19 protein-coding genes are annotated in these 21,494 nt (G+C 46.9%); 11 read left to right on the forward strand and 8 right to left on the reverse strand.

What is annotated here, in order from left to right:
- Positions 1-51: 51 nt before the first annotated feature.
- Both I2F54_RS00845 and rnr read right to left on the reverse strand, forming a co-directional pair.
- Entirely contained in the window at positions 52-531 is a 480-nt protein-coding gene (locus I2F54_RS00845) for a pyridoxamine 5'-phosphate oxidase family protein (protein ID WP_009122078.1), read from the reverse strand.
- Between the two features lie 34 nt (positions 532-565).
- Complete coding sequence (gene rnr, locus I2F54_RS00850) at positions 566-2,725, reverse strand: ribonuclease R (RefSeq protein WP_009122079.1); 2,160 nt, start codon at positions 2,723-2,725, stop codon at positions 566-568.
- 159 nt (positions 2,726-2,884) lie between these two features.
- Here rnr and I2F54_RS00855 point away from each other — a divergent pair, with 159 nt between their 5' ends.
- Genes I2F54_RS00855 through I2F54_RS00865 form a run of 3 tightly spaced genes read left to right on the forward strand, consistent with a single transcriptional unit; the run spans position 2,885 to position 5,807 of the window.
- Complete coding sequence (locus I2F54_RS00855; protein WP_181986669.1) at positions 2,885-3,799, forward strand: cation diffusion facilitator family transporter; 915 nt, start codon at positions 2,885-2,887, stop codon at positions 3,797-3,799.
- Between the two features lie 44 nt (positions 3,800-3,843).
- Positions 3,844-4,851: an NAD-dependent epimerase/dehydratase family protein gene (locus tag I2F54_RS00860; protein WP_022218671.1), complete on the forward strand. Its 1,008-nt coding sequence runs from the start codon at positions 3,844-3,846 to the stop codon at positions 4,849-4,851.
- Entirely contained in the window at positions 4,842-5,807 is a 966-nt protein-coding gene (locus I2F54_RS00865) for a phosphatase PAP2 family protein (protein WP_022218672.1), read from the forward strand. The genes I2F54_RS00860 and I2F54_RS00865 overlap by 10 nt, the downstream gene beginning before the upstream one ends.
- A 374-nt stretch (positions 5,808-6,181) precedes the next feature.
- Here the strand turns inward: I2F54_RS00865 and dusB are convergent, their stop codons facing one another.
- Positions 6,182-7,159 carry a tRNA dihydrouridine synthase DusB gene (gene dusB, locus I2F54_RS00870; RefSeq protein WP_118045355.1) on the reverse strand — a complete coding sequence of 326 codons (978 nt, stop codon included), beginning with the start codon at positions 7,157-7,159 and terminating at the stop codon, positions 6,182-6,184.
- An 85-nt stretch (positions 7,160-7,244) separates the two neighbouring features.
- Here dusB and I2F54_RS00875 point away from each other — a divergent pair, with 85 nt between their 5' ends.
- The 7 genes from I2F54_RS00875 (at position 7,245) to I2F54_RS00910 (ending at position 14,489) form a co-directional block, all read left to right on the forward strand.
- On the forward strand, positions 7,245-8,531 hold the full coding sequence (locus tag I2F54_RS00875; RefSeq protein WP_118045352.1) for a peptidase U32 family protein: 1,287 nt from the start codon (positions 7,245-7,247) through the stop codon (positions 8,529-8,531).
- Positions 8,532-8,575: 44 nt separating this feature from the next.
- Positions 8,576-8,983, forward strand: a complete 408-nt coding sequence (locus tag I2F54_RS00880; protein ID WP_009122085.1) for an acyl-CoA thioesterase — start codon at positions 8,576-8,578, stop codon at positions 8,981-8,983.
- Complete coding sequence (gene dprA, locus I2F54_RS00885) at positions 8,976-10,094, forward strand: DNA-processing protein DprA (protein WP_195500325.1); 1,119 nt, start codon at positions 8,976-8,978, stop codon at positions 10,092-10,094. Before I2F54_RS00880 ends, dprA begins: the two co-directional genes overlap by 8 nt.
- 406 nt (positions 10,095-10,500) lie before the next feature.
- Positions 10,501-11,466 (forward strand): DUF3575 domain-containing protein, encoded by a 966-nt coding sequence (locus I2F54_RS00890; RefSeq protein ID WP_195500326.1) that lies wholly within the window; start codon positions 10,501-10,503, stop codon positions 11,464-11,466.
- Positions 11,463-12,428 carry a DUF5119 domain-containing protein gene (locus I2F54_RS00895; RefSeq protein ID WP_195500327.1) on the forward strand — a complete coding sequence of 322 codons (966 nt, stop codon included), beginning with the start codon at positions 11,463-11,465 and terminating at the stop codon, positions 12,426-12,428. The genes I2F54_RS00890 and I2F54_RS00895 overlap by 4 nt, the downstream gene beginning before the upstream one ends.
- A gap of 43 nt (positions 12,429-12,471) precedes the next feature.
- Entirely contained in the window at positions 12,472-13,452 is a 981-nt protein-coding gene (locus I2F54_RS00900; RefSeq protein ID WP_229097109.1) for a fimbrillin family protein, read from the forward strand.
- 146 nt (positions 13,453-13,598) lie between these two features.
- Positions 13,599-14,489: a helix-turn-helix transcriptional regulator gene (locus I2F54_RS00910; protein WP_195500329.1), complete on the forward strand. Its 891-nt coding sequence runs from the start codon at positions 13,599-13,601 to the stop codon at positions 14,487-14,489.
- Between the two features lie 117 nt (positions 14,490-14,606).
- Here the strand turns inward: I2F54_RS00910 and I2F54_RS00915 are convergent, their stop codons facing one another.
- The 4 genes from I2F54_RS00915 to I2F54_RS00930 form a co-directional block, all read right to left on the reverse strand.
- A complete protein-coding gene (locus tag I2F54_RS00915) occupies positions 14,607-15,362 on the reverse strand; it encodes a succinate dehydrogenase/fumarate reductase iron-sulfur subunit (protein ID WP_005830925.1) in 756 nt (251 codons plus the stop codon).
- Positions 15,363-15,395: 33 nt separating this feature from the next.
- Positions 15,396-17,342, reverse strand: a complete 1,947-nt coding sequence (locus tag I2F54_RS00920) for a fumarate reductase/succinate dehydrogenase flavoprotein subunit (protein WP_009122093.1) — start codon at positions 17,340-17,342, stop codon at positions 15,396-15,398.
- 35 nt (positions 17,343-17,377) lie between these two features.
- The gene (locus I2F54_RS00925) at positions 17,378-18,082 is read right to left on the reverse strand and encodes a fumarate reductase (RefSeq protein WP_039950777.1); all 705 of its coding nucleotides are present in this window, start codon (positions 18,080-18,082) and stop codon (positions 17,378-17,380) included.
- 163 nt (positions 18,083-18,245) lie between these two features.
- Positions 18,246-19,148 carry a helix-turn-helix domain-containing protein gene (locus tag I2F54_RS00930; RefSeq protein WP_195500330.1) on the reverse strand — a complete coding sequence of 301 codons (903 nt, stop codon included), beginning with the start codon at positions 19,146-19,148 and terminating at the stop codon, positions 18,246-18,248.
- Between the two features lie 113 nt (positions 19,149-19,261).
- Between I2F54_RS00930 and I2F54_RS00935 the strand changes: the two genes are divergently transcribed.
- The gene (locus I2F54_RS00935; RefSeq protein ID WP_009122096.1) at positions 19,262-19,864 is read left to right on the forward strand and encodes a phosphatase PAP2 family protein; all 603 of its coding nucleotides are present in this window, start codon (positions 19,262-19,264) and stop codon (positions 19,862-19,864) included.
- A gap of 8 nt (positions 19,865-19,872) precedes the next feature.
- Here I2F54_RS00935 and I2F54_RS00940 read toward each other — a convergent pair whose 3' ends face one another.
- A complete protein-coding gene (locus I2F54_RS00940) occupies positions 19,873-21,486 on the reverse strand; it encodes a S41 family peptidase (protein WP_195500331.1) in 1,614 nt (537 codons plus the stop codon).
- Between the last annotated feature and the right edge of the window lie 8 nt (positions 21,487-21,494).

A 21,494-nucleotide genomic window follows, 5' to 3' on the forward strand; every position in this document is an offset into this window, starting at 1 on the left:
TTAGGTTTATTAGTTAGGTTAGGAGCGTGCGGGAAAGCACGCTCTTTCTCGTTATTTCACTTCACTCGGCCTCAGCCCGAACGATTTGCAACTTATTTCATCCACCTTCACTTCCCATATTTTCACATTGCGTACAGCCGGTTCGGCATAATTGCACGCATTGTCTGTATATTGTTTCATGAGCATATCGAGTATCCGGCGTTTCTCATCCATATCTTCTATGAAGCGTACTTTGCCTTTACAGATAACGCTGCGGGATTTCATGCTGTAACTGCAAGCTATCTGTTTGTGCATATACACCAGTTCGTGCCCTTCACAAAAGTTAATGCAGACCTGCGGATGCCGTACCACCATTTCTATTTTACTTCCTTCGGGCCCCGAGTGCAGGTAGACGGTATCATTTTCCCAGGCAAAGTTCATGGGCACTACATACGGATTGCCTTCTCCGTCGGTAATCCCGACCGTACAATAAGGGCATTTACGGATAATATCTTCTATTTGCGCGCGATCTGTAATAGTAATTGTCTTCATGTATGTGTATGTAAGCTTTTATAATAATCCTGTTTTATTCAATCAGGGCAAAGTCCAGTTGCTTTTTCTCGAGGTTGGCGCGTGCCACCTTGATGGTGATAGCGTCACCGAGGCTGTACGTGCGTTTCTTCCGTCGTCCGCGCAGGCAATAGTTCTTTTCATCGAATTCGTAGTAATCATCATCGAGGTCGCGGATAGGTATCATTCCCTCACATTTATTCTCGTTCAGCTCAACGTACAGTCCCCATTCGGTAACGCCGGAAATAACACCGTCGTAAGTCTGTCCCAGACGTTCCGTCATGTATTCCACTTGTTTGTACTTGATAGAGGCGCGTTCCGCATTGGCGGCTATCTGCTCCATGCCGCTGGAATGTTCGCAGAGCGCTTCGTATTTCTGCTCGGAAACGCTTCGTCCGCCTAAATCCAGGTACTTGGTCAGCAACCGGTGCACCATCATGTCCGGATAGCGGCGGATGGGAGAGGTGAAGTGGGTGTAATAGTCGAATGCCAATCCATAGTGCCCGATGTTGTGCACGGAATAGCGTGCCTTTTGCATGGCGCGGATAGATACGGTTTCGATGAGATTCTCTTCTTTCTTCCCTTGAATATCATCCAGCAGGTGGTTGATGGATTTGGACACATCTGTTTTGGTTCCGCTGGTGCGCAGCTTATAGCCGAAGCGGGCGATGAACTGTGACAGGTTATCCAGCTTCTCCGGATCCGGCAGGTCGTGAATACGATAAGGGAATACTTTCGGCTTTTTGTTTTTGGGTACACGCCCTATCTTTTCGGCCACAGTGCGGTTGGCGAGTAGCATGAACTCCTCTACCAGCTTGTTGGCGTCTTTGGATTCTTTAAAATATACGCTGACGGGCTTGCCCTTCTCATCAATCTCGAATTTCACTTCATAGCGGTCGAAGTTGATGGCGCCGGCGGCAAACCGCTTTTCGCGCAATATCTTGGCAAGCGAATCCAGTTTGAGGATTTCCTCTTTAAAATCTCCCTCTTTGGTTTCGATAATCTGTTGCGCCTCCTCGTATGTGAAGCGGCGGTCGGACTTGATAACCGTATGTACGATGCGCGAGTTCTTTACTTCTCCCTTGTCCGTCATTTCGAAGATGGCGGAATAAGCCAGTTTCTCTTCATCGGGACGCAAGGAGCAGATGAAGTTGCACAGCCGTTCGGGCAGCATCGGAATGGTGCGGTCTACGAGATAAACGGATGTCGCCCGTTTCTCCGCTTCTTTATCGATGATGCCGCCTTCCGTTACATAATGTGTCACGTCGGCAATGTGCACGCCCACTTCCCACAGGTTGTCCTTCAGTTTGCGGACGGACAGGGCATCGTCAAAGTCTTTGGCGTCTTTGGGGTCTATGGTAAAGGTGGTTATATTGCGGAAATCTTCACGTTTGGCATACTCCTCCGCGGGAATTTCGGCGGGAATCTTGTCCGCGGCTTTTTCCACGGATGCGGGATAGACATACGGCAACCCGAATTCGGCCAGGATGGCGTGCATCTCGGTGGTGTTGTCTCCGGCTTTTCCCAGGATGTCAATGACCTGACCGATGGGGTTCTTAGCCTTGTCAGGCCATTCCACTACTTTGACGATGGCTTTGTCGCCTGTTTTTCCACCTTTCAGTTTCTCTTTGGGGATGAAGATGTCGTTGGCCAGCGTACGGTTTTCCGTGACAAGGAAAGCGTAGGATTTGGCAACTTCCAGTGTTCCTACGAAGGTATCGTTGGCGCGTTCCAGTATTTCGATGACTTCGCCTTCGGCTTCACGTCCGCGGCGTTTGGCATAAAAGGCGATGCGTACTTTGTCGCCTGCCATGGCGTGTGCCGAGTTGCGTTCGGCCACGAAAATGGGGTCACCGCCACCTTCGGGGATGAATGAGTTCTTTCCGTTGCTTTTGCGCTGGAAAGTACCGGTCATTTCCACGCCATGATTGTTCAGCTTGTATTTATGCTTGTCCACCTCGGTGATGTAATCGTCATCCGACAACTCGGACAGGATATCCATACACAGCATTTTCAGTGGATGCGTGGTGAGGTGCAGTTGTTCAAAAATGTATTTCAGGGACAGTACTTCGTCTTGTTTTATGTGGAAGAAGTCCAATAGCGTTTTGACGAGCTCTTTCTTCTTCATTCGCTTGCCGGCTTTTTTCTCTTTCTTTTCTTTCTTTGTCTTAGCCATAATTTGATATCTTTTTATCTTTCTTGCAAAGTAAACAAATAAATGTATTCACTCGTTCACTCTGCCTTCAAAATCTTTCTGTCTTACTGAAATTTATAGGGGAACGACCGGTCATAATAGATTTATGTACTATATTTGCAGCGACTTAGAAGAAAGGGCATGGAAGTACGATCTGTGGATAAGGAAGAGGTTGCGAGGGAAAAAGGTATTTACCGCGTAACGATTGTGGGGAGTGTGGTGAACTTCCTGTTGCTTCTGTTTAAGTTCTTTGCGGGAATCGCGGGGCATAGCGCCGCCATGCTGGCAGATGCCGTACACTCGCTGTCGGACTTTGTTACGGACATCATCGTCATTGTCTTTGTGCGCATCTCTTCCAAGCCGGAAGATGAGGGACACGATTACGGGCATGGCAAATATGAGACTTTGGCAACCGCCATTATCGGTATTGTATTGCTTTTTGTCGGCTTTGGAATTTTCTGGAACGGCGCTTCTTCTATCTATCGGTTTCTTCACGGCGGTTCTTTGCAGGAGCCGGGAATGCTGGCATTGATAGCAGCGTTGGTGTCCATCGCCTTTAAGGAGGCGCTCTACCGCTATACGGTGTTTCGGGGAAAGAAATTGAACTCCCGGGCAGTGGTGGCCAATGCGTGGCATCACCGGAGCGACGCTCTTTCTTCCATAGGCACAGCCATAGGTATCGGCGGAGCTATTCTTTTGGGAAATCACTGGCGGGTACTCGACCCGATAGCTGCGGTTGTCGTCAGTTTCTTCATTATGAAGGTAGCCGTAAAGCTATTGATTCCTTGTGTGGATGAGTTGTTGGAGAAATCGTTGCCTGCCGATGTGGAAAATGAAATACAGCGGATTATCCTTTCCTTCCCCGGAGTAAGTTCGCCGCATCATTTGCGTACCCGCCGCATAGGCAATCATTATGCGATAGAGGTGCACGTGCGCATGGACGGCAAAATAACACTGGAAGAAGCGCACCGTACGGCGACGGCCATTGAGAATACCTTGAAAGAACAGTTTGGCGAAGGTACTCATGTGGGTATCCATGTAGAGCCGGTGAAATAGCGGGAGCAGTAATTCGTAATCATCAAAATTTGTAATAAACAAAAGTGGAGTCGGTTTTAGTAACAGGAGCAAGCGGGTTTATCGGAAGTTTCATCGTGGAAGAAGCGTTGAGGCGGGGATTCGGTGTATGGGCAGGCGTTCGTTCGTCCAGCAGCCGGGAGTATTTGCAGGATAAGAAGATACATTTTCTTGAGCTCGACTTTGCGCATCCCAACGAATTGCGCGCGCAACTTTCCGGTCATAAAGGGACTTACAGCAAGTTCGATTATATTATCCATTGCGCCGGAGCCACCAAATGCGTGGACAAGAATGACTTCGAGCGTGTGAACTATCTGCAGACCAAATACTTTGTAGATACGTTGCGTGAGCTGAACATGATTCCCCGGCAGTTTATCTTTATCAGCACCTTGAGCGTATTCGGCCCGATACGCGAAAAGACATATACTCCGATAACGGGAGAAGACACCCCTATGCCCAATACGGCTTACGGTCTTAGCAAACTGAAAGCGGAGATTTATCTGCAAAGCATACCGGGCTTCCCTTACGTCATCTATCGCCCTACGGGTGTCTACGGTCCGCGCGAGAAGGATTATTTCCTGATGGCAAAGTCCATCCGGCAGCACACGGACTTCTCCGTAGGCTTCCGCCGTCAGGATTTGACGTTTGTCTACGTCAAGGATATTGTGCAGGCCGTTTTCTTGGGAATAGAGAAACAAATATCCTGCCGCGCCTATTTTCTGGCGGACGGCAAGGTGTATCAAAGCCGTGCCTTTTCCGACTTGATACGGAAAGAATTGGGGAATCCGTTTGTAATTCGTCTGAGATGTCCGTTAATTATATTGAAAGTTGTATCTTTGCTCGCCGAATATTGGGCGAAGCGCCGGAACACTACCAGTACGCTCAATTCGGACAAGTATAGAATAATGAAACAACGCAACTGGCAGTGCGACATTACTCCGGCCGTTAAGGAACTGGGTTACAGCCCCGGATACGATTTGGAACGGGGAGTAAAGGAGACCATTGCCTGGTATAAAGATAAAGGATGGCTTTAGACTTATTCAAGAGAGTAGAAACCCGTAAAGGGCTTTTTGCGGTAGAGAAGATCACACTGATATATAATCTGTTGACTTCCATTCTCATACTGTTTCTTTTCCAAGAAATGGATCATCCGGCGCAGATGCTTGCCGACCGCGCTATGATTGCGGGCATGACGTTTCTGCTGATGTATCTTTATCGGCTTGCCCCTTGCAAGTTTTCCGCCTTTATCCGTATAGCCATCCAGATGTCGCTGCTTTCTTACTGGTATCCCGATACATTTGAGTTCAACCGTATCTTTCCCAATCTGGACCATGTTTTCGCATCGGCCGAACAATGGATATTCGGGGGGCAGCCTGCCGTATGGTTTTCTTTGCGGTTCCCTCAGATGTGGGTCAGCGAGCCGTTCAACATGGGTTACTTCTTCTATTATCCGATGATTCTTCTGGTAGTGGTGTGGTACTTCCTCTACCGTTTTGAGCTTTTTGAGAAAGTATCGTTCGTGATAGTCACCGCTTTCTTTATCTACTACCTGTTTTATATTTTCGTACCGGTGGCAGGACCGCAATTCTATTTTCCCGCTATCGGCAACGATAATGTGGCGCAGGGAATATTCCCTTCCATCGGCGATTATTTCAATCATAATCAGGAATTACTGCCCGGGCCGGGATACGAGCATGGATTTTTCTACAATCTGGTGGAGAGTTCGCAACAAGTGGGAGAGCGTCCGACGGCGGCTTTCCCCAGTTCCCATGTCGGTATGTCCACTATTCTGATGATTATGGCATGGCGGGGCAGCAGATGCCTGTTTGCTTGCCTGCTTCCTTTCTATTTGTTGCTGTGCGGAGCTACGGTGTATATTCAGGCGCATTACCTGATTGATGCTATCGTCGGCTTTTTCTCTGCCCTTGTTCTTTATGTGGCGGTAACGCGGATGTTCAAGCGGTGGTTTGCGCAGCCGATGTTCAGGTAAAAGAGGGATGAATCTTCTTGTCTCCATACATCGGCATCCTTAAATCCTGCATTCTTTTTTTCTCTAATCATCCTCTTTGGGTTTATGTATGGCCGGAGTTCTCCGGTTCATGCTACGGAACGGTTTGTTTTGTTATGGGAAACAGTTTGTTTCACCGTACGGAACAGTTTGTTTCCATACGTCAAAACAGTTTGTTTTCCATAGGGAAACAGTTTGTTACATGCGCGTTTGAACACATTACAGCCACGAATATAAGCTGAAATGGACGTACTAAATTGCGTTCTGACTGCTGCTGGTTTATGTAACGGACGACTGCCGGCTTGTCAGAGAAAACAAGCCGGCTCTTTGCGTCGCTTTACAGGGATAATATCGGATTATATCAACTTCTCTATCTCTTTAAAGATACGGTACAGCTCCTCTTTGGTCTCTGCCCGCAACATGGCGATGCGTGTATCCCGGAAGTTGGGAATACCTTTGAACAAAGGGCTGGCCGCCAGGTGACGGCGCACGTGCAGGATGCCCCGCCGTTCGTCCAACAGTTTTACGCTGTCTTCTACTTCCCGGCGGAGCACATTGAGCTTCCACTCCGTGCTGAGGGGCGGCATTTCTTCGCCCGTTTCCAGATAATGTTTCACTTCCTTGAATATCCAGGGACGGCCAAAGCTGGCACGGCCTATCATAATGGCATCCACTCCATAGCGGTCAAAGCACTCTTTGGCTCTTTGGGGAGTGGTGACATCGCCGTTGCCGATGACGGGAATATGCATACGGGGATTGTTCTTGACCTCACCGATCAGAGTCCAGTCCGCCTCGCCCGTATACATTTGGGCGCGGGTACGGCCGTGAATGGTAAGGGCGGCAATACCGCAGTCTTGCAGTTGCTCCGCCAAATCTACGATAATCTTGTTGCCGGCATCCCAGCCGAGACGGGTTTTTACGGTGACGGGAATCTTTACGGCATCTGCCACGGCACGGGTTATCTCCAGCATTTTGGGGATATTCTGCAACATTCCCGCTCCGGCTCCTTTGCCGGCTACACGTTTTACGGGGCAGCCGAAGTTGATGTCCAGTATGTCCGGACGCGCCTGTTCCACAATACGTGCCGCTTCTACCATTGTATCCGTATCTTTACCGTATATCTGTATGGCTACGGGGCGTTCTTCGTCACTGATGTTCAGTTTCTGCTCGGTCTTGCTGACGGAGCGTATCAGTGCGTCGCTCGACACGAACTCGGTGTATACCATATCCGCTCCGAAACCTTTGCACATCAGGCGGAAAGCCGGGTCGGTCACGTCCTCCATGGGGGCAAGCAATACGGGGTACTTGCCGAGGTCTATATCTTTAATCTTCATAATCTAACTGAATTTACCTGCAAAAGTACGGAAAAAAGCCTACCTTTGCGACAAAGTTTATAGTCTTAATTCTTAATTAATACTTATGCCCTCTATCAGTGATTTTGAAATTATGGCGCCGGTAGGCTCGCGCGAATCTCTGGCGGCCGCTATCCAGGCAGGTGCGGACTCTGTTTATTTCGGTATCGAGAATCTGAATATGCGTGCCCGTTCGGCGAATACGTTTACAATAGATGACCTGCGCGAGATAGCCCGTACCTGCGACGAGCACGGTATGAAAAGCTATCTTACGGTGAATACCATTATCTATGATAATGACATTCCTCTGATGCGTACCATTGTGGATGCGGCCAAAGCGGCGGGTATTTCGGCGGTGATTGCGGCCGATGTGGCGGTGATGAGCTATGCCCGGCAGATAGGTCAGGAAGTGCATTTGTCTACGCAGCTGAATATCTCAAATGTGGAGGCTTTGCGTTTCTATGCCCAGTTTGCCGATGTAGTGGTGCTGGCACGTGAGCTGAACCTGGAACAGGTGGCGGAAATCTACCGCCATATCTGCGAAGAGAATATCTGCGGTCCGGGCGGTGAACGGATACGTATCGAGATGTTCTGTCATGGCGCTTTGTGCATGGCGGTATCGGGCAAGTGCTACCTCTCGCTGCACGAGATGAACCATTCTGCCAACCGGGGAGCGTGTATGCAGGTGTGCCGCCGTTCCTATACGGTGCGCGATAAGGAGACGGATGTGGAGCTGGATATTGACAACCAATACATTATGTCTCCTAAAGACCTGAAAACCATCCATTTCATGAACAAGATGCTGGATGCGGGCGTGCGTGTGTTTAAGATTGAGGGACGTGCCCGGGGGCCCGAGTATGTGCGCACCGTGGTGGAATGTTATAAAGAAGCTATTCGCTCTTATGTGGACGGTACGTTCACCGATGAGAAGATAGTAGTTTGGGATGAGCGTTTGAAAACCGTCTTTAACCGCGGCTTCTGGGATGGCTATTACTTGGGGCAACGCTTGGGCGAATGGACCCGGAATTATGGTTCCGCAGCTACCGAACGTAAGATTTATGTCGGCAAGGGTATCCGGTATTTCTCAAATATCGGTGTGGCGGAGTTCTTGGTGGAAGCTGCCGAAATCAGCGTTGGCGACAAGCTGCTGATAACGGGACCGACCACGGGAGCCGTCTTTACCACGTTGGAAGAAGCGCGTGTGGATTTGAAACCCGTACAGACCGTGAAGAAAGGACAGCACTTCTCGATGAAAGCGGATAAAATACGTCCCAGTGACAAACTCTACAAACTGGTTTCCGTGGAAGAGCTCAAGAGGTTTAAAGGCTTGGACATAGAGAATAAACGCGGTTGACCCTTAAACGGCGAATCGTAAATTATTAAATAGTAAATACCATAATGGACTATATTTATGAACTGAAGATGAAGGTACGCGACTATGAATGCGATCTTCAGGGTATTGTCAACAACGCCAACTATCAGCACTATCTGGAACATACGCGGCACGAGTTCTTGTCGAGCACGGGTGTCAGCTTTGCCGCACTCCACGAACAGGGAGTAGACCCGGTGGTGGCACGAATCAATATGGCATTCAAAACGCCGTTGAAGAGCGGTGACGAATTCGTGTCGAAACTGGCGATGAAGAAGGAAGGCATCAAGTATGTGTTCTATCAGGATATCTTCAGGGCAAGTGATAATAAGGTAGCCATTAAGGCGGTGGTTGAAACGGTATGTGTGGTGAACGGACGTTTAAGCGACAGCGAATTATTCGACAACGTCTTTGCCCCTTACCTCGACCATGAATAATGACGAACGTCTTTGCTGTATAGCTCTTACGCTTTGCCCCGGTATAGGACATATCGGGGCAAAGCGTTTAATGGACGGCATAGGCAGTGCCGTTGATGTTTTCGGGCGGCGTAAAGAGTTGCCGGAGCTCCTGCCCGGTGTGAATCCTTCCATCATTACGGCTCTTGATTGTCCTGCCGCTTTTCTTCGCGCCGAGCGCGAAATGGAATTTGTGGAAAAGAACCGCCTGACCTGCCTTACTTTGCAGGATGAGGCCTACCCTTCCCGCCTGCGGGAGTGTGAGGATGCTCCGATTGTTCTGTTCTTCAAGGGAAACGTTGATTTTAATCGTTTACATGTCATCAATATGGTAGGTACGCGTCGTGCAACGGAGTACGGCAAACAGTTTTGTGCGGACTTCGTACACGATTTGTCTGTACTTCTTCCCGATGTTCTGATAGTGAGCGGCCTTGCTTACGGCATTGATATTCATGCGCATCGTGCCGCACTTGCCGATAATATTTCCACTGTTGCCGTTCTGGCGCATGGCCTGGACCGTATTTACCCCTTTGTACATCGTAAAACGGCTGTCGATATGCTGGCAAATGGCGGTTTACTTACCGAGTTTCTCACAGAAACTAATCCGGGCAAGCATAACTTCGTCAGCCGTAACCGCATTGTGGCAGGTATGTGCGACGCGACGATTGTAGTGGAATCCGCCGCTAAAGGCGGTTCTTTGATTACGGCGGATTTAGCCGACGGTTACCATCGCGATTGCTTTGCCGTACCCGGACGGGTGACGGATGCCGCTTCCATCGGCTGTAACTGGTTGATACGGGATAATAAGGCGGCGCTTGTGCAAACTGCCGAGGAATTTGTAAAAACAATGGGGTGGGGCGGTACGGAGCCGTCATCCAAGGCGGAGGGTATTCAGCGCAATCTGTTTCCGGAATTGACGGACGAAGAGGGGACGATAGTGCGTATACTGGCTCGTCAAGGAGATTTGCATATCAATGCGCTTGTAGTAGAAGCGGATATACCTGTGAACCGTATGAGTGCGCTGCTTTTTGAACTGGAGATGAAAGGAGTGGTAAAGACGCTGGTCGGAGGGATGTATCACTTATTGGCATAAAAAAAGGAGTACCGCTGTACTCCAACCTTTGTTAACCTTAAATCTAATACTATGAAAAAAATCACATGACAAATGTATGGTTTCTTCATATATCTTCCAAACATTTACTCTTTTCCTGAATTTCTTTTAGTTTTCTTTTACGAATATTTACTGTTTTCGTACACGCTTGGACATCTTGACTTAAATAGAGTATATATACTGACTATATGATAACAATCCGATAGGCGGCGCTTGTTGCTTTTACCCTTCGTGGAATATTCCGGACGTTTGCCTGTATCGGGGGGTACATAAGTTGCAAAAAGTTTCCAATCGTTTCACAGAACCTTCCAGCGTGTTCAATGAACTGGCCTTTCTATATTTTCTTTAATTTTAATGCTTTACTTTTGGCTTTATACAACGCAAAGTTATGGTGAACCGTATCAATATAGTTATTCTTATCATGCTCTTTTTTTTACCGGTGGGAAGAGTGTTTGCGCGGGCTGATACTTTGAAAGTTGTAAGTAATGCAGTACGGGAACCGGTTATGCTGCCGGGCGAGTGGGGAGAGGTTTATCGGTGGGTGATTGCCGATGAGAATGTGCCGGATAAGGAAGAGGTGTTGATGCTGATTCGATATCATTATGGAAGTTTTGACAGATTGGCGGAACTATTGCGCTATTTGAACGGCGGCAAGGCCTATACATATTTATTGCAGTTTGTTTTTCCACGGATAGGCAGATATACGATAAAGCCTGAGGAGCTTCCCGTCGCTGCGATGCGGGTGCCGGAGCGGATATTGCCGATGGCATATATTGATGCCGGAGTACTTGTTCCGGCTGTGTTGATGGAGAAAGAGGGAAGAGCGGATTCATCGCGTAGGGTTATCGTGGCTCTGAAGAATAATATATTATACGATTTGGCTTTGGCTCCTAATATAGAGGTAGAGCTTTCGATAGGAAAGAGGTGGTCTTTGAATACTGAATATAAATGCCCGTGGTGGTTGAACAGCCGACATGACTTCTGCTATCAACTTCTTTCGGGAGGTATGGAAGCACGCTATTGGTTGGGTGACAGAAAGATGTGTGATAGGCTGACGGGGCATTTCTTAGGTATATATACCGAAGGTGGCGTATATGACTTTCAACTGAAAGAGGAGAATGGTATTCGTGGCAGGTATTATACGGCTTCGGGGCTGACTTACGGATATGCGCGCCGACTGACCGGGCATCTTGCCATCGAGTGTAGTTTGGGAATAGGCTGTTTAGCAACCGGGTATCGTAAATATACCTCTTATAAAGGAGATTTGGTCTGGACTAATGGCGGGTACTATCATTTCATCGGCCCTACAAAGGCGAAAGTGTCTTTGGTGTGGCGTATAACGGCAGGACAATGAAAGTGGTAGGCGGTATCAGATATAGTGCGCTCATGCTTCTGTCCTGTCTGTTGACAATGCTGTCGGGATGTGGTTTTAGGGAGGTTCTGGATGATTATCCTGTCAGCGGTGTACGGATAGTATTGGATTGGGTGGATGTGGCGGAGAACTTGCCGAAGACCATGCGGGTAATATTTTATCCGAAAGATACCGAAGGACGGAAAGTAGAGGGTTATCTGCCGACTGCCGGAGGAGAAATGAAAGTGCCGCCCGGCAATTATGCGGTGGTAGTTTACAATTATAATACGGAAAGTGTCTGTATAGAGAACGATGAAAGTTACGAGACTATCGAAGCGTATACGGAACAGTGCATTGGTATGGATGTCGGGGAGGATATGGTTTGGTCACCGGATGATTTTTATGTTGTGGCGTTGGATGATGTGGAGATAGTGAAGAGTGAAACGGCTATTGTGATGAATTTGAAACCGGAACGAGTGGTAAGCAGTTATTCGTTTGCCATCAAAGTGGATGGTGTGGAAAATATTTCGGCTATTGTGTGCCATGTTAGCGGATTGAATGGCGGTTATTTTCTTGGTAAAAGAATGTGCATACCCGCGGAAGCTCCCGTTTGTGTGGAGACTGATTGTAAAAATGGAGTGTTATGGGGACATTTCTCGCATTTCATGCTTCCGAAAAGTGCCGATACACGTGCCGATAACCCGGTGGTGCTGACCATTAGGATTATCAAGGTGGATAAACAGTTACAAGAGGTGCGGGTTGATATCGAAGACCTGATAGAGACTGCGGCTCCCGATGAGGGGGAGGAAGCACCGCCTGCTCCTGATAGGGAAGTATATATTGAAGTGCCTGTTCCCGACGGACAGATTACGGTGGAAGTGGATAAGGACGAAAATGGAAATGGCGGTATTGACGGTGATATAGGCAATTGGGATGATGAAACCAATGTGGATATTATTGTGTAGAAACAAGATAAGCAATTAATATATTAACTAAAAACAAATGGTTATGAGAAAGATTTTATTGGTGGCCTTAGCCGCAGCAGCAATGGTAAGTTGCTCTGAAAATGAAGAGTTTGAGAATGGAAGTACGGCAAACCGGATTCAATTCGGGACAGTAGTGAAGACCGGAACAAAAGCGTTGGTAGCTACTACGGAGAATTTCAGCGCGTTTACCGTAAGCGCTTATAAAACAACAGATGTAATGGGGCCGACCGTACAGCTGAGTACAGGTTTTATGGATGATGTAGAAGTAACTAAACCGTCTGCGGAATGGCAATATGCCGGAAATTACTATTGGCCGATTTCCGGTAAATTGCAATTCTTCGCTACTTCACCGGCACAAACCTTGGATATTACTACCGCTGCGGGTTATCCGAATTTTGACTATACGGTAAAAGCCGTTGCCGACCAAGAAGATTTGGTTGCCGCCAATGTCATAGACCAAGTAAAGTCTGAATCGGCTATTTCTCTCCCTTTCCAGCATCTTTTGACGCAGGTGAATTTCACAATTAAAGGAGAGGTCGCCGATTTTATTTATACCGTATCGAAATTGGTGATTAAAGGTGCGAAGGATAAGGCTACCTTTACTTTTGACGGAAGCAGTACCGTAGGTGCTTGGAGTAATTTGGCTGCGTCTGCTTCAGGTGTGACATACGAATATGCAGGCAGCCCCGTATCGGTTACTCCGACTACTGCCGAGCCTGATGCATCTGCGGCTTTTGAGACTTCCGGCAATGCCTTGTTTATGTTGATGCCTCAAGACGACTTAACGGGCGTGACCTTAGATGTTTCCTACACTGCCGCACCGAAAGACAAATCAAGTGAATATACCTGGAATGATACTAAGGTCGTTACCCTTACAGGCAGCTGGGGAATGGGTAAGAACATTCGTTATACGTTAACATTGACAAATAACGCTACTCCTATCAAGTTTACTCCGAAGGTTGATACATGGACGGATGCAACCGGTACATTCACCGGGTTATAAAGCCTTGATATAAAAGTTCTGTTTTATTTTCATCATACTTTAGTTTTTCCCCGAAAGCTTCTTTCAAAGTTTTCGGGGAATATTTTTTTTGTTGGCTGGTTATGGTTATTTTTGCCAAAGCAAACAAACCAAACATCCTACCTGTCATGTATGACTCTTCCGCTTGTGGAGCGGGTAACGCTGACTGTCTGAAATGTCCTAAGGCCGTGGACAATCTCATTCTATATGCTTCTCACAGTAGAGGATTTCACTTTATTGTGCCCAGATGCGACAACAATATCATTATGTTTCTTTTGAAGGGAGAAGCCCTTATCAATAGTAAAGAATACGCAGGTGTGACATTGCATGCGGGTGAATTTATTCTTCAAGCTGTCGGTTCGAAGTACGAGGTGCTTGCTATGACGGATGTTGAGTGTGTATGCTATCGTTTTTCCCGGCCGGAGTCCTTTTGTGAGGGACGCTATCGGCATATCGTAAAGGACGTGGTTCCACCTCTTATCTTCTTTCCGTTGAAAATCTGTTCCGAACTGAACTTCTTCTTGGAGGCTTCGAAGTCTTATTTGGCCGGGGAGAAGATTTGCAGGGAGTTACTGCAATTTAAGCAGAAAGAACTTGCTTTCATTTTGTGGCATTACTATTCGGATTATGAACTTTCCATGTTGGTGCACTCGTTATCGGAATACACTGATAGTTTTCAGTATTTTGTGCTTAAGAATTATGATAAGGTCAAGACTGTTGAAGAATTTGCCGAATTAGGCGGATATACGGCTACGACTTTCCGCCGTATATTTACTTCTGTATTCCACCGGCCTGTGTATGAGTGGATGCAGGAACGGAGAAAAGAAGGTATTCTTTATGAACTTCGGTATACGGACTTTACGATTTCTGAGATTTGTTATAAGTATGGCTTTGAATCTTTGCCTCATTTCTCTAATTTCTGTAAGAAGAATTTTGGATTGTCTCCTCGCAGCTTAAGGAAAGAGGCTGGGAGTTCATCGCTCTCTGCGGTTCAAAGTTCTGAGCCTCTTTCTGTTTAGACTTGCTTTTCTGCCTGGATATAAACTGCTTCCGTTAATTCTTAAATAAAAGAACTCCTCTACCGGTTGCCTGATAGAAGAGTTCTTTGTGATATTAATCAAATGTAGAAAGTACGGTTAGTCTTTCAGTTTTGCGATGATGAAGTCGCGGTTCAGACGTGCGATGTTGCTGATAGAGACGTTCTTCGGACATTCGGCTTCACAAGCACGAGTGTTTGTACAGTTACCGAAACCGAGTTCATCCATTTTGCTCAACATGGCTTTGGCACGGCGCAATGCTTCCGGTTTGCCTTGAGGCAGCAGGTTCAACTGGCTTACCTTGGCAGAAACGAACAGCATGGCGGAACCGTTCTTACAAGCAGCTACACAAGCACCGCAACCGATACAGGAAGCGGCATCCATAGCTTCGTCAGCGATGGGCTTCGGAATCAGGATAGCGTTGGCATCCTGAGGAGCGCCCGTGCGTACACTCACGTAACCGCCGGCTTGCATAATCTTGTCGTATGCCGTACGGTCTACCATTAAGTCTTTGATAACCGGGAAACCGGCAGAACGCCAAGGCTCTACGGTGATAGTGTCGCCGTCGTTGAAGCGGCGCATATAGATCTGGCAGGTGGTGGCACCTGTTGCAGGTCCGTGCGGATGTCCGTTGATGTAAAGAGAGCACATACCGCAGATACCTTCGCGGCAGTCATGGTCGAATACAACCGGTTCTTTGCCTTCACTGATGAGCTGTTCATTCAGAATATCCAGCATTTCGAGGAATGAAGTGTCGCCCGGAATATCTTTCATTTGGTATGTTTCAAAAGCGCCTTTTGCTTTCGGACCCTTCTGGCGCCATACCTTGAGCGTAAATGATATATTTTTATCCATTTTCTTTAATTCTTTAAATGTTCAACTTCCCGATTAGCTCTTATAGTTACGAGTCTGTACCTTGATTGCTTCGTAAACCAGCGGTTCTTTCAGCAATACCGGAGCTTTTTCGTCAGAGCCTTGGTATTCCCAGCAAGCAACGTAGAAGAAGTTTTCGTCATCACGTTTAGCTTCGCCTTCCTCAGTCTGGTATTCTTCGCGGAAGTGACCGCCACAGCTTTCGTCACGGTTCAGGGCATCGTAAGCTACCAATTCACCCATTGTGATGAAGTCATACAGACGGATAGCCTTGTCGAGTTCTACGTTCATACCTTCTTTGTCGCCCGGGATGAAGAGATTGGTTTCGAATTCCTTGCGGATTTCTTTCATCTTCTTCAATCCTTCTTTCAATCCTTCGGCGGTACGTCCCATACCGACATATTCCCACATTACGTGACCCAGTTCCTTGTGGATGGAATCTACTGATTTCTTACCCTTGATGTTCATCATCCAGTCAATCTTGTCTTGGATGGCTTTTTCAGCAGCGGCAAATTCAGGCAGGTCGGTAGAGAAGCGGGGAACGGTAATCTGATCGGCCAGATAGTTCTGGATAGTGTAAGGCAATACGAAATAACCGTCGGCCAGACCTTGCATCAATGCAGAAGCACCGAGGCGGTTTGCACCGTGGTCGGAGAAGTTACATTCACCGATAGCGAACAGACCCTTGATGGAAGTTTGCAGCTCGTAGTCAACCCAGATACCGCCCATTGTATAGTGGATGGCAGGATAAATCATCATCGGGTTGTCGTACGGGCTCACGTCTGTGATTTCTTCGTACATATCGAAGAGGTTACCGTAACGTTGAGCTACCACATCTTTGCCCAGACGGTTGATTGCATCGCTGAAGTCGAGGAATACGGCCAGGCCGGTATTGTTTACACCGAAGCCCTTGTCGCAACGTTCTTTGGCTGCACGGCTGGCAACGTCGCGTGGAACGAGGTTACCAAATGCCGGGTAACGGCGTTCCAAGTAGTAGTCGCGGTCTTCTTCGGGGATGTCTTTTCCTTGCAGAGTGCCTTCTTGCAGTTTCTTGGCATCTTCCAGTTTCTTCGGAACCCAGATGCGACCGTCGTTACGCAGTGATTCGGACATCAAAGTCAGTTTAGACTGTTTGTCACCGTGTACAGGAATACAAGTCGGGTGAATCTGTACGTAAGCGGGGTTAGCCATCCACGCACCCTTGCGGTAGCAGGATATAGCTGCCGTACAGTTACAGGTCATGGCGTTGGTAGAGAGGAAGTATGCGTTTCCGTAACCGCCGGTAGCGATGACCACCGCATGAGCGGCGAAGCGTTCCAGCTTACCGGTTACGAGGTTCTTTGCGATGATACCGCGGGCGCGTCCTTCAACGAGTACAACGTCCTGCATTTCATAGCGGGTAAACAGTTTTACAGTACCTACGTTTACCTGACGGCTCAATGCGGAGTATGCACCCAGCAACAACTGCTGGCCTGTCTGGCCTTTAGCGTAGAATGTACGTGAAACCTGTGCTCCACCGAAAGAACGGTTGTCGAGCAGACCGCCGTATTCGCGGGCGAAAGGAACGCCTTGCGCAACGCATTGGTCGATGATGGCGTTTGATACTTCAGCCAAACGGTAAACGTTTGCTTCGCGGGCACGGTAATCACCACCCTTTACAGTATCGTAGAACAAACGGTAAACGGAGTCACCGTCGTTTTGATAATTCTTTGCAGCATTGATACCGCCTTGCGCAGCGATAGAGTGTGCGCGGCGCGGAGAGTCTTGAATGCAGAAATTGAATACTCTGAAACCCATTTCACCGAGAGAAGCGGCAGCAGAAGCGCCGGCAAGTCCGGTTCCCACTACGATGATGTCCAAACGGCGTTTGTTGGCAGGGTTCACTAATTTTTGGTGAGCTTTATAGTTAGTCCATTTCTCAGCTACCGGTCCTTCCGGTATTTTAGAATCTATCTTAGTCATAATGCTATTACAATTTAATCATTTACAATAATTTATTAGCAAGCGCCGCTACACATCATTGATTTGATGAAGAATACGACAACTACCAGAGCGAAGCATACAACAACGATAGTGGAATAGATGTTGGAGATGCATTTCCAACGGTTGATCCATACTTTGTTGTTCCAGCCCAAAGACTGCATGGAGCTCCAGAAACCGTGAGTCAGGTGGAACCACAATGCACCCAGCCAAATGAGGTAAAGCACTACGAATACCGGATTAGAGAAGGTGTTCTGGATGTGATAAACACCGTTGGCCGCATAAGCCAAAGTAAGTGTGTCGGCATGCATACCCATGTTGTGCATTAACTCGGGAAGCTGCATTTTAGCCCAAAAGTTTACCAAGTGCAGACCGAGACCTACAATTACGATGATACCCAGTACAAGCATGTTTTGAGAAGCCCATTCCACGGTTTTAGGTTTGTCTACTACGGCATAACGTTCGTTACCACGTGCTTTGCGGTTCTGCATAGTCAGCCAGAAAGCGTAAATGATGTGGATGATGAACAAAGCAGCTAAACCCGCGGTAGCTACCAATGCATACCAGTTTGCTCCCAGGAACTCACAAACCATGTTGTAGCCGTTGGCCGAAACCAATGCAACAAGGTTCATCGCCATGTGAAATGTCAGAAACAGGACAAGGGCGATACCGGTAACGCTCATCACCACTTTCCTTCCTACAGATGAATTACTTAACCACATAAATGATTGAATTTAAATTATTTAATAGTTAGAAAATATATTCTTTTAAATACAGTTTTACTAATTTCTCGCAAAAATAGAGGAAATACCTTGATTAAACAAGGAATTAAAGAAATAATTCCGTAATCGGTGGACAATGAAGCTGACGGGCAAGCAGGCCGTTTTACTCGTCCTCTTGCTCTTTGTTGTGTTCTTTACAGATAATAGTGATGGTTTCACCGTTGGCGGCACGTTTGCGCAAGGCACGGGGAGTGTCGCCAAAAGAGTCTTTACAGAAGTGGGCGAAGTGTGATAATGAATCGAATCCATAGCGGGTACTGATTGCAGAAATACGCTGTTTGGTATATTGCAGGTCGTTTAAGATGCCTTCACGTTTCTTATCCAGAATCCATTCGTATACAGGTACGCCATACATATTCTTGAATAACCGCCGGAAAGTGGTTGTGGTATATCCGCCAAGGTGGGCAAACTCTTCTACATTTTTTACTTTATCGTAGTTTTGCATGACGAAATAGTGGAAACTTTCCGTATACGTACTAATTGGATAAAAGAAAGTGGAGATTTGCTGAATCGGATAGTAGCAACTCAGGATATAAATTATTTCCTGACATTTAATGTCGAGATACTTGCTGCATGTCGCCGGTTGTTCCTTGAAATATTCTGTTAAATCGTCAAGTAATCTTTCCAATTTGGGAATGACTGTCAGAGGAATATAGGTTAGTGGGGCATGCGCTGTTTCAAGTATTTCTTTGTAGCGTTCTTCGCAAAGGAGAGGAAGTTCCGTGAACCAATAGATAAGATATTCAACATCAGTCAGCGCCAGTAGTTCTACCTTAGAGCCGATAGCCTGTAAAATACATTGGCGGGTTTGTAAAGTAGTGCCGGGATATTCTTCACTATTCACAAGCAATTCACCCTTCAACATGAATATTATACAGTTTTGCGTACACTTTTCGGCAGAGAAATGCTGTCCCTTAGGATATTGGCTATATATCAATGCTCCTTGAGATGTTTTAGGACATAGCGCACAATCAATTTGCCGAGAGCAACAACTATTTAACGTCATGAATAGATATGTGAATTGTATTAATATGTAAATTGTGGCAACAAAGATAAGATAATTTTGCGAATACTCTAAGGATTTCGGCTATCTTTGCGTCAAACTAATAGGCAGGTTTTATGAAAAGAACCATTTTTTTTGTATTTTTTGTTTCCTTTGTTGTATCAAATCTCTCTGCGCAGAATTGGGATATAAATACATTACATCGAGTTAATAGTTGGGATAATAAATTTGTCCGTAATTATAATAAATTTATTTCACGTTCGGAGCCCTATGTAGCCATTGGTGTTCCAGTAGCGATGGCGCTGACGGCATGGGCTAAAAAGGATAAGGATTTATTGAAGGATGCTGTATATGTCGGAACAAGTGTGGCGGGTGCATTTGTAGTGACATATGGCATGAAATATCTTGTTGACCGCGAACGTCCGTATGACCGTTACCCGGATAGGGTACATCCGTATAGTTATGAAAGTAGTCCTTCATTCCCATCGGGACATACTGCGTCGGCTTTCGCTCTAGCCACTTCTTTATGTATAAAATATCCCAAATGGTATGTGATAGCTCCTTCCGCCTTGTGGGCCTGCTCCGTCGGAGTGTCCCGTATGAATGAGGGCGTACATTATCCATCGGATGTATTGGCCGGTGCGGCTATCGGCGCGGGTTGTGCGATTGTGAATATCTACGTAAACCGCTGGCTGAATCAATGGTTGTTTGGAAAATGATAAGGTGATTACCTTACCACTTTCTCATACGCTCCTTCATTTAGAACTTTCAAAGCTTGCAGTACGCTGTTGTTCGTGGTATTCATTATTTGGAAGTATTCGTTCATATCCCATAGGTCACGGGCGATTAGGGCTTTTAATTGGGTTTTGATGAGCGGCAGGGACTTTTGATATTGCTTTTCATCGAACTTAATCTTTTCCTGGTCTGCAAGGGAACGCATATTTGCCAATACTTCATCGCTGATTTCGAACTTATCATTGAATGTCTCGAACTTTTTGTATTTGTTCTGCAATTCTTTTCGATTCTTTTCTATAAACTTCATCGTTGTCTTGATAACTACGCCTTTAGCTACAAGGTTCCGGTGGTAATCAGTGTATTGAGTCGTATCTATCGGTACGAAAAAGTCGGGCATGATACCGCCGCCGCCATACACGGTACGCGCTAATTTCTTTGTCTGATATTTCAGGGAGTCGGGGAAATGTATGCTGTCGGCATGCATTAATTCGCCATGATTAAAGCGGTCTATCAATTCCTGATTATACTTTTCCTGATTGTTCTCTCCGTTGAGTGTACCGTCCAAGTTGGCAGTCTTGTCATAAGGCTTTTGTATGCAGCGGCCGGAAGGAGTATAGTAACGGGCAATGGTCAGGCGTATCATAGAGCCGTCCGGCAGGTCGATAGGACGTTGCACCAATCCTTTGCCGAAAGTGCGGCGGCCTACAATCACTCCTCTGTCCCAATCCTGAATGGCTCCGGTTACGATTTCACTGGCGGATGCGGAATATTCATCCACTAAAACGATGAGGCGGCCGTCTTTAAACTTCCCATTTCCTTTTGCATAGAAGTTACTGCGGCGCGCAGTCCTGCCTTCGGTATAGACAATAAGGTCTTTTTGTTGTAGGAATTCATTGGCGAGGTCGATAGCGGCATTCAGATAACCACCGCCATTTCCTTGTAAATCAAGTATCAGGTCTTGCATTCCCTTTTTCTGCAGCTCCTTTAAGGCTTTAAGAAATTCCTCGGCAGTAGTTGCTCCAAAGCGGTTGATACGGATATAACCTGTCCGGGGTTGTATCATATATGCGGCATCCAGACTAAGAATAGGTATCTTATCTCGCTTCACAGTGAAGAACAGAGGCTCATTTACTCCGCGGCGTACGATTGTCAACTTAACTTCCGAACCTTTTGCTCCACGCAGTCGGCTCATAATATCTTCCGTGTTCATTTTCACTCCGGCAATAGCGGAATCGTTAACGGCTATAATACGGTCACCGGCAAGAATACCCACTTTCTCCGAGGGGCCGTTGCTAACGGGTTGCACCACAAGCAGTGTATCTTCTATCATTTGGAACTGTACGCCGATACCTTCGAAGTTACCTTGCAGAGGTTCATTCATTTTCTTTACTTCTTCGGCATCATTGTAGGTAGAGTGCGGATCGAGTTGCGCCAGCATCTTAATGATAGCCTCTTCCACCAATTTATTCTCATCAACGGAGTCCACGTAGAGGTTGGCTATGGCAAACTCTGCCATTTGCAACTTACGAAGAGCCTCGTTACCCATTTTCTGAGCCTGTACCGTTACGGCACATATACATAATATAATAGTAAAAATTTTCTTCATTATCCTTA

It is taken from the genome of Bacteroides clarus (assembly GCF_015555825.1).
Classification (GTDB): Bacteria; Bacteroidota; Bacteroidia; order Bacteroidales; family Bacteroidaceae; genus Bacteroides; species Bacteroides clarus.

Coding starts and splice junctions, on each gene's coding strand:
- I2F54_RS00940 (WP_195500331.1), bottom strand. CDS start 21,486: ATGAAGAAAATTTTTACTATTATATTATGTATATGTGCCGTAACGGTA.
- I2F54_RS00900 (WP_229097109.1), top strand. CDS start 12,472: ATGAGAAAGATTTTATTGGTGGCCTTAGCCGCAGCAGCAATGGTAAGT.
- I2F54_RS00930 (WP_195500330.1), bottom strand. CDS start 19,148: ATGACGTTAAATAGTTGTTGCTCTCGGCAAATTGATTGTGCGCTATGT.
- I2F54_RS00920 (WP_009122093.1), bottom strand. CDS start 17,342: ATGACTAAGATAGATTCTAAAATACCGGAAGGACCGGTAGCTGAGAAA.
- I2F54_RS00915 (WP_005830925.1), bottom strand. CDS start 15,362: ATGGATAAAAATATATCATTTACGCTCAAGGTATGGCGCCAGAAGGGT.
- rnr (WP_009122079.1), bottom strand. CDS start 2,725: ATGGCTAAGACAAAGAAAGAAAAGAAAGAGAAAAAAGCCGGCAAGCGA.
- I2F54_RS00865 (WP_022218672.1), top strand. CDS start 4,842: ATGGCTTTAGACTTATTCAAGAGAGTAGAAACCCGTAAAGGGCTTTTT.
- I2F54_RS00935 (WP_009122096.1), top strand. CDS start 19,262: ATGAAAAGAACCATTTTTTTTGTATTTTTTGTTTCCTTTGTTGTATCA.
- I2F54_RS00895 (WP_195500327.1), top strand. CDS start 11,463: ATGAAAGTGGTAGGCGGTATCAGATATAGTGCGCTCATGCTTCTGTCC.
- I2F54_RS00875 (WP_118045352.1), top strand. CDS start 7,245: ATGCCCTCTATCAGTGATTTTGAAATTATGGCGCCGGTAGGCTCGCGC.
- I2F54_RS00880 (WP_009122085.1), top strand. CDS start 8,576: ATGGACTATATTTATGAACTGAAGATGAAGGTACGCGACTATGAATGC.
- I2F54_RS00925 (WP_039950777.1), bottom strand. CDS start 18,082: ATGTGGTTAAGTAATTCATCTGTAGGAAGGAAAGTGGTGATGAGCGTT.
- I2F54_RS00855 (WP_181986669.1), top strand. CDS start 2,885: ATGGAAGTACGATCTGTGGATAAGGAAGAGGTTGCGAGGGAAAAAGGT.
- I2F54_RS00910 (WP_195500329.1), top strand. CDS start 13,599: ATGTATGACTCTTCCGCTTGTGGAGCGGGTAACGCTGACTGTCTGAAA.
- dusB (WP_118045355.1), bottom strand. CDS start 7,159: ATGAAGATTAAAGATATAGACCTCGGCAAGTACCCCGTATTGCTTGCC.
- I2F54_RS00890 (WP_195500326.1), top strand. CDS start 10,501: ATGGTGAACCGTATCAATATAGTTATTCTTATCATGCTCTTTTTTTTA.
- dprA (WP_195500325.1), top strand. CDS start 8,976: ATGAATAATGACGAACGTCTTTGCTGTATAGCTCTTACGCTTTGCCCC.
- I2F54_RS00845 (WP_009122078.1), bottom strand. CDS start 531: ATGAAGACAATTACTATTACAGATCGCGCGCAAATAGAAGATATTATC.